This window comes from Dysgonomonas sp. UBA7630 (genome assembly GCF_002483985.1).
Taxonomy (GTDB): Bacteria; Bacteroidota; Bacteroidia; order Bacteroidales; family Dysgonomonadaceae; genus Dysgonomonas.
Map to the genome: position 1 here is coordinate 44,134 of NZ_DLIY01000001.1, position 15,741 is coordinate 59,874.

The 15,741-nt window shown below is 38.1% G+C and carries 10 protein-coding genes; 4 read left to right on the forward strand and 6 right to left on the reverse strand.

Annotated elements, in window-relative coordinates:
* Positions 1 to 43 precede the first annotated feature (43 nt).
* The 3 genes from B3P17_RS00175 to B3P17_RS00185 all read left to right on the forward strand — a co-directional run bounded on the left by B3P17_RS00175 (position 44) and on the right by B3P17_RS00185 (position 6,420).
* A complete protein-coding gene (locus B3P17_RS00175; RefSeq protein WP_252637918.1) occupies positions 44 to 2,347 on the forward strand; it encodes an outer membrane beta-barrel protein in 2,304 nt (767 codons plus the stop codon).
* A 305-nt stretch (positions 2,348 to 2,652) separates the two neighbouring features.
* Positions 2,653 to 4,110, forward strand: a complete 1,458-nt coding sequence (gene sufB / locus B3P17_RS00180; protein WP_135105592.1) for a Fe-S cluster assembly protein SufB — start codon at positions 2,653 to 2,655, stop codon at positions 4,108 to 4,110.
* A 429-nt stretch (positions 4,111 to 4,539) separates the two neighbouring features.
* Complete coding sequence (locus B3P17_RS00185; RefSeq protein ID WP_291102416.1) at positions 4,540 to 6,420, forward strand: hypothetical protein; 1,881 nt, start codon at positions 4,540 to 4,542, stop codon at positions 6,418 to 6,420.
* 79 nt (positions 6,421 to 6,499) lie between these two features.
* Here the strand turns inward: B3P17_RS00185 and B3P17_RS00190 are convergent, their stop codons facing one another.
* The 4 genes from B3P17_RS00190 to B3P17_RS00205 are packed head-to-tail and all read right to left on the reverse strand — an operon-like array spanning position 6,500 to position 9,395.
* A complete protein-coding gene (locus B3P17_RS00190; RefSeq protein ID WP_291102419.1) occupies positions 6,500 to 7,078 on the reverse strand; it encodes a Maf-like protein in 579 nt (192 codons plus the stop codon).
* On the reverse strand, positions 7,079 to 7,540 hold the full coding sequence (locus B3P17_RS00195; RefSeq protein WP_252637913.1) for a methylated-DNA--[protein]-cysteine S-methyltransferase: 462 nt from the start codon (positions 7,538 to 7,540) through the stop codon (positions 7,079 to 7,081).
* A complete protein-coding gene (locus B3P17_RS00200) occupies positions 7,488 to 8,561 on the reverse strand; it encodes a GNAT family N-acetyltransferase (protein WP_291102423.1) in 1,074 nt (357 codons plus the stop codon). Before B3P17_RS00200 ends, B3P17_RS00195 begins: the two co-directional genes overlap by 53 nt.
* On the reverse strand, positions 8,562 to 9,395 hold the full coding sequence (locus tag B3P17_RS00205; RefSeq protein WP_252637912.1) for a 1-acyl-sn-glycerol-3-phosphate acyltransferase: 834 nt from the start codon (positions 9,393 to 9,395) through the stop codon (positions 8,562 to 8,564).
* A gap of 141 nt (positions 9,396 to 9,536) precedes the next feature.
* On the opposite strand from B3P17_RS00205, the gene trxA reads away from it, so the two are divergent.
* Positions 9,537 to 9,968 (forward strand): thioredoxin, encoded by a 432-nt coding sequence (gene trxA, locus B3P17_RS00210; protein WP_252637911.1) that lies wholly within the window; start codon positions 9,537 to 9,539, stop codon positions 9,966 to 9,968.
* Positions 9,969 to 10,038: 70 nt separating this feature from the next.
* Here the strand turns inward: trxA and B3P17_RS00215 are convergent, their stop codons facing one another.
* Both B3P17_RS00215 and B3P17_RS00220 read right to left on the reverse strand, forming a co-directional pair.
* A complete protein-coding gene (locus B3P17_RS00215) occupies positions 10,039 to 12,693 on the reverse strand; it encodes a transglutaminase domain-containing protein (protein ID WP_252637910.1) in 2,655 nt (884 codons plus the stop codon).
* 77 nt (positions 12,694 to 12,770) lie between these two features.
* Positions 12,771 to 15,581 carry a putative LPS assembly protein LptD gene (locus tag B3P17_RS00220; RefSeq protein WP_291102428.1) on the reverse strand — a complete coding sequence of 937 codons (2,811 nt, stop codon included), beginning with the start codon at positions 15,579 to 15,581 and terminating at the stop codon, positions 12,771 to 12,773.
* Between the last annotated feature and the right edge of the window lie 160 nt (positions 15,582 to 15,741).

Genomic DNA, 15,741 nt, shown 5'->3' on the forward strand with positions numbered 1-15,741 from the left:
TTTTCATTTCGTGTAAAATAGTATAAATAATTAAACAAAAAGAATGAAAGCTATATTATCCTTACTTTTACTTATTATCGTCAGCATCTCGGTAAGTGCGATAGATATAAAAGGGCGTATTGTAGATCTGAAAACAAAACAGCCTATTGAGTTTGCTACAACAGTATTGCTTAAAGTCGATTCCACATATATCACCGGATCTCAAACAGACACTACCGGTTTGTTCTTGATTGCGGGGCAGTTTCAAAAACAAGATTACATCCTCAAGGCCTCTTACATGGGCTATCGTACAACATTTATCAAGATTAATAATCTTACAACGCATATCGATTTAGGTGATATAGAAATACAGGAAGATGCGAAAGCACTTGGAGAAGTCGTTGTAACAGGGAATCGGATAATAAATAAAATAGATCGTCAAATACTTATGCCCGACTCTATGCAGGTAAAAACATCTGTGAGTGCATTCGACTTGCTTAGCAATATGGCAATACCCCGATTGAATATAGATGCTGTAAACAGGACTATAAAAATTAGTAACCAAGAAGTTCAACTCCGCATCAATGGAGTCAGGGCTTCTGTACAAGAAGTTGCAGCTTTAAGATCACAAGACATTCTTCGTGTCGAGTTTTTTGAAGATCCCGGAGTGCGTTTTGGAAATGAGAATGTGGGTGCTGTATTAAATCTGATCGTTGACCGACAGAAAAATTATGGAGGTTATGTGTTTGCTGACGGACGGAATTCTCCATATGTAGGGTTTGGAAATGATAATCTAACTTTCAAGACAAATTATAAAGCCTCAGAATTCGGACTCAATTATTTTATCAATTATAGAAGCTATGACAAACGGTGGTCTGATCAAACAGAGACTCTGAATTTTCCGAACAATCCGATCACCAGAGAACAGAAAGGTATTTATGCTCCTATGGATTATCAATATCAATATTTGAATCTATCATACAATCTTACGTCTCCTGATAAGTATGTGTTTAATGTGCTGTTTAAGAATCAGTTCTATAATTATAAAAATCAAAGTGCACAAAATATATTATATTCCAATAGTCTAAATAAGACACTTTCCTCTTCAAGAAATAAAGGGAATGAATATACTCCTGTACTTGATATATACTTCAAACGAGAATTGAAGAATAAGCAATCACTTGCTGTAAATCTGGTGGGGACATACATCGGTTCCAATAGTGACCGTAGATACAAAGAAACTGAAGATGGCGAAGTGCTTTCCGATATTTTTAATAAAATAGACGGTAATAAATACTCTCTTATCGGTGAAGCAGTATATGAAAAGCAGTTCGAAAATCTATCCTTCTCCTCGGGTATAAAACATACACAAGGTTTTGCTGATAATACGTATGAGGGCGGAGCAAATACTATTACTAAAATGAAGAACGCTGAATCTTATTTGTATGCTCAGATACAGGGTAAAATAGCTAAAAAGTTAGGCTACACTATCGGCATAGGTGGAACTCGTCTGTTTTTCAAAGAAGGTAAGAAGGATGCTACCTATTATACCTTCCGCCCTTCCGTTCAACTTAGTTATCCATTAAATGATAATTTTTCGTTGAAATATTCATTTATAGTGAATACACGGACTCCTTCCTTGGGACAACTAAGTGGAGTGGAACAACAAACCGATACTTATCAGATAAGTAGGGGAAATCCTAACCTAAAACCATATAATCTCTATAACAACAGATTGACTTTAAGTTACAATAAAGGAATATTTGATATAAGTACAGTTATCGGTTATATGTATTTTGATAAGCTTATAGTAGACGCATTTAGTATAGAAGGGAATAAAGTGATAAGCTTTTCGGATAATCATAAGGGAGAACATTACTTATTCTTAAATGGAGATGTTACTTTGAGGCTTATTAAAGATATATGGACTGTTACCGGGTGGTTTGGAGTGCATCGGGATATATTTAAGTCCAATTATGGTAATACACATGTACACAATTTTATGCATGGCGGAGCTCGTTCAAACCTTATATATAAAAACTGTTTATTGACAATGGGGATGTATACCAGATATAAAGAGTTGTGGGGCGAAACTATCTGGTATGGTGAAGACTGGAACTATATAGAAGCCGGATATAAGTACAAAGAAGCGCAACTTTCGCTTGGGATGTCATATCCGTTTAAGGATTACTGGAGTGCAGGAAGTCGTAACGTGTCCAATATTAAGCCATCGACTTCATGGTCGTATATAAAAGAGAACGGTCACATGCTTTATTTGCGCTTTTCATGGAACGTATCGTTCGGTAGAAAACATGAAGCAGGGAAAAAGAGCTTGGAGAACTCAGATTCAGACAAGGGAATATTATAAACGTTCTTAAAAATTCATAACACTATTAAGATCAATTTGGATTTGAAGCGTGTCGGCTCTTCTGATGGGATATCAGGAGAGCCGACTATTTATGTTGTACCGGTTAGTCCTACTGTTATAAAAAGGAAAAAACTAAACAAAAGCCCGTTCTATGTGTTCTATCAGTGATGCAAAATATTTATATATGTATAATTTATGAATAGAATGTAATATCTTTGCAAACTGGCAATAAGCATTCTGCTTACAACCAATAATTGACTTTAACAGCCTATAGCCTACCGCTATTCGCTAAAATAAAATTAATCATGCAAGAAACTCAAGATAAAATTTTAGAAGACGTTACCACCGGAGATTACAAATACGGTTTTGTAACGGATATTGAAACTGAGGTTATTCCGATCGGACTCAACGAAGATGTTGTACGTCTGATTTCAGCGAAAAAAAATGAGCCGGACTGGTTGCTCGAATACCGACTTAAAGCATATCGTCATTGGCTTACAATGAAGACGCCGGAATGGGCGCATCTGGAAATTCCGGAGATCGATTATCAGAGCATCAGTTACTATGCAGCTCCAAAGAAAAAAGACGGGCCTAAAAGCCTCGATGAGGTAGACCCTGAATTGTTGAAAACATTTGATAAACTCGGAGTTCCGCTTCATGAACGCGAAATATTAGCCGGTGTGCAAACTATGGCTGTGGATGCAGTTGTAGATAGTGTTTCCGTAAAAACTACATTTAAGGAAGTGTTGGCCGAAAAGGGTATTATATTTTGTGCTTTCAGTGAAGCCGTGCAAGAGCACCCCGAATTGGTGAAAAAATACCTTGGGTCTGTAGTTCCATATAGAGATAATTTCTTCGCAGCACTTAACTCTGCCGTATTCAGCGACGGTTCTTTTGTGTATATTCCTAAAGGTGTACGTTGCCCGATGGAGTTGTCTACATATTTCCGTATCAATGCGGCTAATACAGGGCAGTTTGAGCGTACATTGATCGTTGCCGAAGATAACTCATACGTTAGCTACCTTGAGGGTTGTACTGCTCCTATGCGTGACGAAAATCAGTTGCACGCTGCTATTGTAGAAATCATAGCTCTCGACTATGCAGAAGTGAAATATTCGACTGTACAGAACTGGTACCCGGGAGATAAAGATGGTAAGGGAGGAATTTATAACTTCGTTACTAAGCGTGGTATATGTAAAGGAAAGGGTTCTAAGATCTCTTGGACACAAGTAGAGACCGGTTCTGCTATTACATGGAAATACCCATCATGTATCCTTGCCGGAGATGACTCTATCGGTGAGTTTTATTCTGTTGCGGTAACCAACCATTATCAGCAGGCTGATACAGGTACTAAGATGATACACCTCGGCAAAAACACAAAGAGCCGTATCGTATCTAAAGGAATATCAGCAGGACTTAGTCAAAATATATATAGAGGCTTGGTTAAAGTTTCACCAAAGGCAGAAGGTGCGCGCAATCATTCCCAATGTGACAGTTTATTGCTTGGTGATAAGTGTGGTGCACATACATTCCCTTATTCAGATATAGCGAATCCGGGAGCTATCATTGAACATGAGGCTACTACTTCTAAAATTAGTGAAGATCAGATTCTTTATTGTAATCAGCGTGGTATAGGTACCGAAGAAGCTGTAGGGCTTATCGTAAATGGCTATGCTAAAGAGGTGATGCAAAATCTTCCGATGGAATTTGCTGTTGAAGCGCAAAAACTATTGCAGATCAGTCTTGAAGGCAGTGTGGGGTAAAAGGGATCAACATATTAATATTTCGATAGATAATGCTGATATTCTTAAAAATATAAATTGCTTCTCAAAGAATCTTTAAATAATTAGGACTACTGATACAAGGCTTACGGTATTTTGCTGTTTTACTTCTAGATACCGTAAGTCGTTGGTCTTTATGTTTTACAGATGCTAGGATAAGATCCTGTTTTTACAAAATTATACATCTCCAAATTTATTTACTTAATCATATAATATTTGCAACTATAAATCATAGTGTAATCAAATTTACATGCGTAAGAATATTGTGTCTATTGGACTCGTTTGGCTGATAGCTTTAAAACAAGATAACAATTTTCCAAATCATTTATCAATATAAAAAAGCAAACTTAAAAGACAAGCAGGGAATAACGATATATGAATAGTATCAAATACAAATTAAAATTAAACTACATGAAACAATCAAACTTTAAACAAAAGTACAGGGGGATAATAACCTATCGCATGGTGTTATTCATTTTCCTGATATTAGGCTTTTCTCAAATTACAAACGCTCAGGTGACAATAGGTGTGGGCGAGAAATCTGAACAATATGCAACTCTTCAAGTTAAGGATTTAGAAAAAAGTAACTCGACTCCCGGAGACATCACAGCCAAGAAGGGGGGCTTTATGTTGCCAAGGGTTCGGTTGGAAAATAAGTATCAATTATTACCTTTTTATGCCGGAGATACGACCGCCGCAGACTATAAAGCTGCAAAGATAGAACACCGGGGCTTGTATGTGTACAATCTGACTGACGATAATGAAAAGGATTTATATCCGGGACTAAATCAGTGGGATGGACAACAGTGGAATAATTTCCAAGATAAGATGGGAAATGCAATATTCGATCCTCTGAGTTGTTCAGACATAGAGATTAATGGGGTCTATGTGCAGGGAACGGCTCCCAATTCTACAAACTATCTGGCAATACATCTGAATGTAAAAAAGACAGGAGCTTTTTCTATTAGTGCAACTACAGGAAATGGTTACAGTTTTTATATCTCGGGTGTCGCAATGAGTGAGGGCTGGATGACAGTAGAGCTTCCATGCCAAGGTACTCCTATTAATGCACAAATAGATAAGCTTATTTTCACTGGTGTAATCTTCGCACTAGGTTGTGAACCTCAAATAGAAGTGAATTCGAAAGTAGCCGATTATTCACTGAATTGCTCTAGTGTAGAGGTTAAAGGGCAATACATTAAAGGAACTCCTTTAACAGCTTCAAATACAATAACACTCAATGTAACCGTCACTACTGTGGGTTCATACAATATAAATACTCCTTTGACAAATGGTATCCGTTTTTCTGCCAGTGGAAATTTTACTCCCGGTACACATACAGTCACGCTTGTTGGCTCGGGTACACCTACCGTCAATTCTGATTTTCCGATAACGATTAATGCAAATACACCACAGGGAAATAACACATGTAATACAACCATCCCTTTAACCCTCCCGGCTATGACTTATGCCGTTATAGGTTCGGGAAGTACTTATTCTTGGAATTCTACTGCCAGAAGCCAGGCTTTGACCAATGGCGGTATCAGTTTTGGTCCTAACGGAATCGTAAGAATAAAAAGTTTTACACAATTATGGGGCACATCAGCAGTTGGTACAGCTACGAGCTATCTTGAAAACGGTTATGGTGTAGGAAGGGTTATGCCTGATGTTGTATTGTATTTTGCCTACGGTGCTACCCCTACGGTAGCTCTCACTACGGCGTTAAAGGATTACATCAATAAAGGGGGCTGTGTAGTTTATGGATCTGCCGATGGGACTGTCACGGATGTGAATACGCTGATGAACGGATTATTTGGTATAAGTCCGGCTATCGTTCAAACCGGAGGACAAGGGGATGATGATGTGTATCCGATATCAAACCTACCTAATGACCCTGTTATTAATGGCCCGTTTGGGAATCTTTCAGCCAGACATTGGGGTGAAGACAATGCAACAACAGGCTCAGTGATAATGACTCAGCTGCCTCCTAAATCGGTGCAAATTTGTACAGCACGCTCGGCATCCAAAATATTACAAAATCCGGAATGTTCGATCGTATGGTACAACGACAGCAAGAATTTCCTTTATTTTGGAGATAGTGTGGGTTCTTCCACAACTGATAATAGCACAAGTGCTTACCCGTCAAGATATAACAGCCAAGGGTTACCATTGTCAAAAAACTATGGCCCGGGAGCGGCGTGGAATCAATATATATACAATTCAGCTTTGGAACTCAATGCTGTGGCCTGGGCTTTGAAGAAGGCTGCAATTAGCGGAATCAACCCTCATTAAAGAATATTGTTCAGAGCATTAGTTTGGTATTTATTATAAGAAAAGACGGTTCCAAACCGTCTTTTTTATTTTATATAGTTCAAAACTTTTTCAGTTCCCTATATAATCTTTGTATCGGCAATCCCATTATATTAAAATACGATCCTGAGATATACTCCACTGCGATATAGCCTATCCATTCCTGCACACCGTATGCTCCGGCTTTGTCGAAAGGCTTATAGTTGGAAACGTAATACTCAATTTCATCGTCTTCTAGTTTTGCGAAGCGAACTTCGGACGATACACCAAACGATTCTTGTTTTTCTTTCGTCGTGATTGACACACCTGTAATTACCTGATGCGTTTTTCCGGAAAGATCGCGTAGCATCTGTTTAGCATCTGTATCATCGGAAGGTTTACCATAAACTTTTCCATCAAGCAGAACAATTGTATCTGCTGTTATCAATAATGTATTGTCATCCAGTTGATCGAGATAAGCATTTGCCTTTTCTTTCGCGATATAGATCGCAATATCTTCTCCTATAAGATTGTCTGGATACGACTCATCGATATTTGGCAGTGTATTTACTTCATAAGGAATGTTTAATCCACTCAGAAGTTCTTTTCTGCGAGGAGAATAGGATGCTAGTATTATGTTATATCGAGAAAGATTCAGCATTTACATGAAGTTATAATAATTTTCGAGTTCAAGAAGAAGGCGCTTTATATCTGTTCCATATGCATAGCCGCCCAGTCCTCCTCCTTCATTTACCACACGGTGGCAAGGGACTATAATGGCTAGATTATTTTTTCCGTTTGCAGCCCCTACAGCTCTACATCCTTTGGGTGAGCCTATAGCGATAGCTTCATCTTTATAGGAGACGGTCTTGCCGTAAGGGATTGTGCTCAGGTATTCCCATGCTTTTTGCTGAAACGGTGTACCGTTTTGTTTCAGGGGTAAGTCAAAAACTTTACGTTCTCCGGAGAAATATTCTTTCAACTGTTTTATTGCATTATTCAAAAGTGGTGAAGAGTCGGCTTTTTCCTCCCCTTCTTGGTGAATAATCCTTACCGATGAAATATAACCGTCAGTTTCTCTTATCTCGATTAATCCTACGGGAGATTGTAAAAAAGCCTTCATTTTTTCTTTTCTTCGGTTTAGGCCTGTCTTCGTATTTTGTCCAACTCCAGTTTATCATTTGTCGAAGTCTCTTCAAAAAACGTTTCGAAGGTTTATCTTTTAAGTAGGACTCAATATGTCTTTTTTTCTTTTCTTCTAATATCTCATCTACATTGATGAGGATTCCTGTTTCCTCTACATTGCCAAAAGTGTCGTTTACTGCCGTTCCAAAGACTTTCATTTGAGGGGAAAGACTCATGTAAGCATTTACAAGTGGAGGAATATTAAGATCTAATTTGCGAACGGAAGTATTTAATATTCGATAGTCAGACTTGAACGACTCTCCATCAAATAGCCTTCTCAGCTTGCTCTTTTCGGTCTCTATCGTTAAGGCTTGCTTTGGCCATACAAGTTTTTCGGGATCAGGGAAATACTTATTCAGAAAATACAGAATCATATCCCGGGCTTGTGTATTGTATGTGTCGTACATTGTTACCTTCCCAAAAAAATACTTCATGGAAGGGTCTGCCACAGATAGGGCACCTAATCCATCCCAAAGATTATCTAATGCGAAGATACCTCTCGAGCCGGCTAGTGTTGATTGATATTCGAGCGTAAAAAACGAACGTCCAAGCTCGAATGTATAAGGGAGATATTCCTTAATAAACCTTTCGGAGAAATGGAACAAATGCGATGTAGCCAATATGGGTTCACCATTCTCATCGAAGCAAATATCAGGTCCGCATATAAAGCGATATCCACCGATTATTTCTCCTGCTTCAGGATTCCATACTATTAATTGCTTATATGGATTATCCATTTTGTCGTACTCGTCTATATCTACAGACTTTCCTGTTCCTCCGCCATAATACCGGAATGCTATCTCACGCAGACGGCCTATCTCCAGCATCACATTCGGCGAATTATGATGTGTGACAATATAGATCTCATTGTTAGCCTTATTTGTATACCTGAGAAATTTATCTTTCGTCAGTTCGGCTCTCAATAAATCCTTATTTATCGGTGCGATAACAGTTTCCATTTATTGCTTGTTTGTTTTTGCCAAATTATATGACTTTTCCTTTACATACTGCGCCCATTGCATAGCACTCTTTGAATTGTCAAAGAATGTATATGGTATAGGTTCACCAAATGTAATGGAAAAACTTTTATTTTTATTCTTAAACATTTCGTCAGGCAATAGGATCAACTCAATATTAAATTTTATGCCCAAACGCTTTCTTATATTTGCAAATCTATAAAAGAAATTTGAATTTTTGCCCTCAAAGTGCACAGGAACTACATCCCTCCTTGATTCTACAGCTTTCAGAATAAAATTTTTCTTCCAATCCAAATCATGAATCTTGCCATTCTCTTGTCTGGAACATAAGCCCGCAGGGAAGGTAATGATTTGGTTGTCCGATTCATAGGCTTCATTTAGGCTTGTGGTCGCTTGTTTCGACTGACGTCCATATTTATTGACCGGAAGAAAAATAGGTTGCAGATTCTTAATAAAGTATAAAACATCGTTTACTACGTATTTTATTTTTTTATCGAATCGTTCTCCAATAACCGCAGATAAGCAGATGCCATCGAGTCCGCCTAAAGGGTGGTTTGATACAAATATATACTTTCTGTCATCCTGAATATTTTCTAGCCCCGAGGTTTCTAATGTAAGATTAAAATATCCTACAACCGCCTGCATAAAATCCACTCCATACTTATCTGCATAGATCGTAAGTATTTCGTTGAGTTCATCTAAATGGATTTTTCGCTTGAGGTAGTTTATTGCAAAACGTGGGACCTTATTATAAATCTTGGGAGCTTTCTCGGCAAGTACTTTATCTAAATCTAGTATTTGAGGTTCGTGATTCATTCCGTATTATATACCTTTCTGATGCAAAAATAGTTGAATTTAATATATATCATACCGAAAAATGTATAAATAGTTATAACAAGAACATTTTAATAGATAAGAACTATTATATTTGCCCAAAATCATATAAAACTATTAATAATGAGACGTAAAATAACTTTTCCAATACTCGGCATAGTCCTTATGACTTTAGCGATCTTGTTGGGAAGCAATAGTGTGTTTGGTAATAATAACACTACTACAAATATTGATACTCCTATTGTAACGCTTACCTCCTCTAATTATGAAAAAGAGACCGGAACAGGATTAGTGTTTGTTGACTTCTGGGCTCCGTGGTGTGGTCCATGTCGCCGAATGGCTCCTATTCTCGAAAGTGTAGCTAAAGAATACAAAGGATCGGTAAAGGTTGCGAAAATGAATGTTGACAACTACAAGAAATTCTCAATAGATAAAGGGATTGAGGTATTGCCTACTATTGTTGTATACAAAGATGGAAAGGAGATTACTCGCTTGAGAGGTTTGGTATCTAAAGAAGACCTTGTGAAAATAATTACAGAGCATACAAAAAAGTAAGCTGTTACTATAAATAACAAAAATGGCAGATCATCTGATCTGCCATTTTTTGTATTTTATATTTCAACTGTTATTTTGTTCCTTTCTCCAATTCTATTGTCTTAATTATATTCTCTCCGATTCCAATGCGGTAACCTTGTGAAGAATACAAAATTCCTCCATTGGTAGAGATATATACTGTAAGCGGGAAGTTGTTTGAGAATTCGATTTGCAAAGCTCCCGCAACTGTATTTAACAGAGTCCTGTTATGATCAGTCATCCATAATGATTGCTTAGGTAGACCTTTAAAGACAGAAGCATCAAACGCTTTACTTAGCTTGTCGTCAGGAATAGCAAACAAGATTCCTCCGCCCCATTCTTCAATGGCTTGTTGTACGGCCGGAAGGTCTTGCAGAATATGCTTGGTCGGTTCTTTGTCCGGATCAGCAAAGCAGATCATCAAACCTTTACCGTTCGTTAGTTCTTTGATTGACTTTTTACTACCGTCTTGTAATGTGACAACTGTGTTCGGATCTACGATACCTTGTACCTGAATGCGACCTTCTACTTTCGGCAATTCGATTTCGAATGTTTTCGCTTCATTGCCTTTTACTTCAAAATAGCGTGTACTTATCGTTACAGAACCATCATTTCCACGACTGCCTGTCATCAAACGATAGTAGCCTGCATCCACTGTTATTTTAGTCGGTAGATCTTTTATACTGTTTTCATAATCGAGAGTAACAAAGTCACCATTGTCGTATCGGGCAATTGTGAAATGAGTATAATAACCCGGCTTCACAATATTATCCTTTGCATTTGTAAACTGAATAGTAGCCTTTGGCTGTTCTTCGGCTTGCTTATCAAAGAATACGTCAGTCCATGCAGTTTCCCCCTTCAGATATTGAGGGCGTCCTGTTGCACGATCAATACGTGCAGGGATATCCATAGAGCGACAAAGAGCAACAAATAATATATCCCTTGATGGCTTATCTGAAACTTTCAATTCATATACGCCTTGAGGTGAGATCGGACATTTGAAATAATTTTGTTCTTCATCTATTTTTATATTTTCAAGAACAAAGTTTATTACTTCATTAATATCATTTCTCGATTTGTTTACAAAATCTTCCGTTAATGCTTTTTTGAAGAAGCTTCGCCACGGACGAATCAATTCTTGTGATATTCTTGGAGAATAGATACTACCTACCAGAGGGCTGTCTTCTGCTAGTTTCTTTTGTGTCGCATCTTGTCCGATAGTTAGGTGATCTAACAGGTATGCAGCCGGAGTATCTCGTAAATCTTTATCGGATAGAGATAACAAGAAAGTATTCAGATATGGATTATCTTTTTTAGCCTCCATGAAAGAGGATATTTCCTGCCAGTTTCCTTGCGATTTGGATAAAATATTCCAAGTCTTATCAGGGTTTAGCTTATTTTTTTCTGCAAATTTCTTAGCATCCGATTCTCTTATAAATGTTGCCATATATGCATTGCGTATCGAGTCTTCGTGTGCCAGACGCTTCGCATTTTCTGCAATCTTTTCGGGTGCTAACTCTTTTATGGCTTGTTCTGCCGGAGCTTCCATTACAATGGTTTCATCTAAGCCTTTCCCGGGTTTATTGTTCAACGTAACTGTCACTTCTCCCGATTCAGGAGTAGATTTAGCATATCCATATATATCGCCCTTATTTGCCCAAACAAATATGTCTCCCATACCCGAGATTATAGAAGCTGTTCCATTCGTTTTAGTAGTGGTCGTTGCGATAGGGTAAAACTCAGCATAATTGTACACTTTAAATTTTACGGTTGCACCTTCTACAGGTTTGCCGGCTTCGTCTACTATTTTTACTTTTACATCGCGTGTGTTTGTATAATTACCAAGTAGATTGATAATCGAATAGAGGTCTGTTTGTACATTCTTTTCCTCAGGTCCATTGTACAGACCAAAAACATTTGTGTGTACCATCATGGCTCGTTTTACCGGAGCAGAGAACCATGCTACATCCAATTCTGGTTCTGGTTCGCAAGCTCCTATATAATGCCATTTGCCATCTACCCATGCTTCTACCCATGCGTGATTGTCGTCGGTGTGTACCCAGCGTGGCGTGTAACACTGGCGGGCAGGAATACCTACAGCACGAAGAGCAGCGGTAGTGAAAGTCGATTCTTCGCCACAGCGTCCCCAAGATGTTTTAGCTAAAGCCAGAGGAGCTGATGTGCGTCCGTCTGTTCCTCGGTAAGTTACTTTTTCGTGACACCAATGGTTTACTTCCAATACTGCTTTTTCCATTGTCAGCCCTTTTACTCTATCTTTGAGTTCATCGAAGAACACTTGTCGGGCAGTATCTAGGTTTTCATTATTTACACGATAGACCAATACAAAATGGCGGAATATATCATCCGGTATTTTTTTACCCCAATCGAAGTAATCACGAGCTTTGAATGCTGCATCTACTTGACCAAGAAAAAAATCCGCATCATAATCTGCCAGATCCGAAAGAGGCATATAAGCGTATAGGAATTCTAAAGCCTCACGTTGTTCCAGAGTGAGGTCTTGTTTATCTAAAACAGAAAACAATTGTTCGTTACGTCCTGCCGCAAGGTCTTTGCGTTTCATAAACTGTTGGTGTACTTGTTCCCTATACTCTTTATCTTTAAGGAAATGCTTGTCTGCCGAACTGCATGCGCCTAAGATAAAAAGAAGAGATATCATTAATAGAGAACTGAAAATGATTTTTTTCATCTTTGGTGATATTTATAGGTTTAGTAAAAGACAAATACTGATAATACTTTGCATAGCTCAAAGTATTATAAAACATATTAATCCCAATTAGGATCATAGCTGGAAGCTCGTCCGCGTTGCTCGTATTTCAAATCCTGGAGCATTGAAGAACTTGCACGTAACGATACATAATATGATTTGTATTGACCCACAGGGTTGAAACTTGCCGAGATAGACCAACAGTGTAGGTTGCGAGTAAGATTACAACTCATGTATGCTATTTTACCGGCATCGAAGTCATAACTGGCATTGAAATTGAAACTCCAATTTTTGGTCGGTTGTATATTTCCGTTCAAGCTGAGGGCTTTAGTTAGCGTACCTCTATATTCTGCATAATCGTTTCGAGCTGCTTGCTTAGGTAGTTTATTCGTATTGTAATTCATTGAGAAGCTGATCCCCAAATTCCACTTGATCTCATTTTTTACATAACCATCTTCATCATACTGGTTATCATCTTTCTTTGTCTCCATCAAGCTTTTACGTTCTTCTTCTTCTCCGGGTGCGGCTAAATTATTCTCACTCTGTGTGGATTCATCTTCCTTCTTTTTAGAATCCTTATCCTTGTCATCGCCGCCTCCAAACCATTTTTTGAATGTATCCTGATTAATGGATGGTGATATGGAATATCCTGTACTTTTCAATCGTCCAAACCCTTTCCCATTTGAAATACGAAGTTCGTTCACCCTTCTCAAACTGGTTACTTCTCCTGCATCGTTTGTTTCAGCTCTATAGAGGTATGGATCGAATGCTGCATTCAGATTTACAGTAAACGATTTGCTGAATTTCAGTCGAAGTCCCATGTTAATATCACTCCATTTGAACTCTTTGGCCATCATGTTGTGACTGAAATTAATCCCGAGATTATCAATCAGACTGATCTTCTTTATAGAGTCGTTAGAGTCTCTGTATTTCATTTCAATATTGTTGTCGAAGCTGAAATTGATCATTCCTTGGGCTCCTGGGCTTGGTACACCAAACATACCTTGTTCATATGGAGAATATTTATTTCCTGTATCTCTCCAATTTCCTTCCGAATCATAGTAATATAACTTCTCATAAAATCCGAATTTTTGACTACTGAAATCCGGAGCATAACTTAGGCTTATGCTAGGGGTGAACACATGGCGGATCTGAGTGTTCTTTGAAAATATAGGAGTGAACATTCCATACAGCTTGGTTTGAAAACCAAGAGAGAAATTGAAATCATAAACGCGGTTGAATGAATAGGTTGTGTCTTCAGCTATCATGCGGCGTTGATCAGTATCCCATCGTTTTTCTATTTTGCTTGTATACCATCGCTCGGTATAGTTGAAAGACGGAGTGATATTTAGGTAGTTTAACGCACTGAAAGTGGCAGACACAGGGATTGTATGTTTCATTGCATTATTCCAGTCTTTTTGCAAGTTGGACTGAAATAGTTTGTTTTCTTTTGTCGTAATACTATTTCTTAAATCTCCCGTATAACTCAATTGTATCTTCTCGTACCATTTTTCTGCGCCTACAGCATCCTTCCTCTTAAACGGAGTTATGCGGCTCATAGTAACTGTAACGTTAGGCAAGGTAAGAGATATTGTTGAGTCTTGTGTCCGTTGTGCTGCACTAATATTAGCAGAGAAACTCCAAGGAGAATTAGGTATTTTCTGGGTAAGAGTTACATTTGAACTTTTTGTATTACTCGTTCCTACAGGAGTATAAGCTGTATTCAGATCATTACGGTCGTATGAACTGGTAGAAAACTGTACACTTGCCGATAACGTTCTAAACATATTCGACTTAGGGTCTTGGCTGTGTGTCCAGTTGATTTTTAGGTCTTTTGCCAAAGAGTAATCTATTCCCTTTTCTCCGAGTTTGGTAACTAGATATCCTACATCAAATCCCCCCGAATACTTATACCTTTTTCTGTATGATGAGCGGGCATTGATTCCCCACGAACCCTTGGTATATATTTCTCCGGTCACAGCTAAATCGATATTATCATTGATCGCAAAGTAATAACCTCCGTCTCTTAAGTTAAATCCTCGGGCGAGCTCATCTCCATAAGATGGCATAATAACCCCCGAAGAATACTTTTCAGAAAATGGGAAAAATCCAAACGGTAAACCGATAGGAAGAGGTAGATCTTCAATGACAAGATATGCAGGGCCTGTTACGACGTTCTTTTTAGGTCTCACCTTGGCTTTTGTCAGTGCCAAGTAAAAGTGAGGGTGTTCGTGATCGTCGCAAGTGGTATATTTTCCCTCTCTCATGAAAAACGAATTGTCGTCGTTCTTTTTTGCTCTGCTTGCTACAATATATCCTTCTCCTTGAGTGGTAATCACATTTGTAATATAACCTTTCTTTGTTTTAAAGTTATATTTCATTGTTTTTGATTCGTAGTCTGTTCCTCCATCAGTAAATACAGGGAATCCAAATTCTTTTCCTACAGAATCGAGACCGTATGTGGCGTAAACAAGGCTACTATCCATGTTCATCCATATCTTTTCTCCTTTGAGTGAAATATCGGTGTATTTCACAACGCTTTCGCCATATAGATACCCCCAATTTCCTGCTGTAAGAACTATAGAGTCATTGGCTGTATAGTCTACTACAGCGTCCAAAACAGCTTTCTTTTTCTTTATAGAGTCGGACGGAAGAGAGTCTCCACGCATCTGTATAGAATCATTCTGAGTCTTACGAACCGGGTCTCGACTTAAACGAACCCGAGGTGATGCAGAGTCGGTAGGCAATGAGTCTTGAGGGTTGTCGAGATGTGCTATACGTGACTCTATACGAGAAATTTGTGCACCCCAAAAAGGCACAGAAAAAAGAATAAGCAGAAACGTATACGTCAACAACTGAATTTTCCTCATGTAGAGACCTCTAACTATATAGTGTATTCGGATGCAAAGCTAATCAATTATATAAGAAAGCATAATATGAAAAATCAAAAAAAGTATAAATTTTCATCTTCCATCCTAAGAATCAAATTGAATTGAAAGAAACTTTATCCTTAAATATTGTGATTAATTT